The sequence below is a fragment of the Tamlana crocina genome, from assembly GCF_012037625.1.
Window position 1 is genome coordinate 1 of sequence record NZ_JAAVJS010000526.1, and the last position, 353, is coordinate 353.

Here is a 353-nt window from a genome sequence, read left to right on the forward strand (position 1 = left end):
GAAAGAACCTTTCATTATGCTCCTCATAGGTGCGATGCCAGTAAGAAGCACCGGCACTGATATTGTTTAATTTGATCTGGGCCTGAGCTGTGAAGCTGAACAACGCGAGCCAAAAAATTATAAATATATTCTTATTCATTGGTTTGGTTTTCTTGGTTAGTTGAATTAGTTACCCGATCCCTGATTGTGACAATCATTTAGAGACTGTTGCAACAAAGTGTCGGCCTGTACTTTTGCAGCTGTGAATTGTGCAGTAACTTCGGCAGTTTTTGCTTCCCGGATGGTCAATGCCTCTGCTTTTTCCTGGGTCATACGTACCTGCAGTAACTCAAGTACAAGGGTATTCCATTCAT

1 protein-coding gene is annotated in these 353 nt (G+C 41.9%); it reads right to left on the reverse strand.

Annotation, left to right across the window (positions count from 1 at the left end; genetic code table 11):
- Positions 1-165 precede the first annotated feature (165 nt).
- Positions 166-353: hypothetical protein (locus HC176_RS19745; protein WP_209309805.1), on the reverse strand; the 188-nt coding region annotated here is incomplete at its 5' end.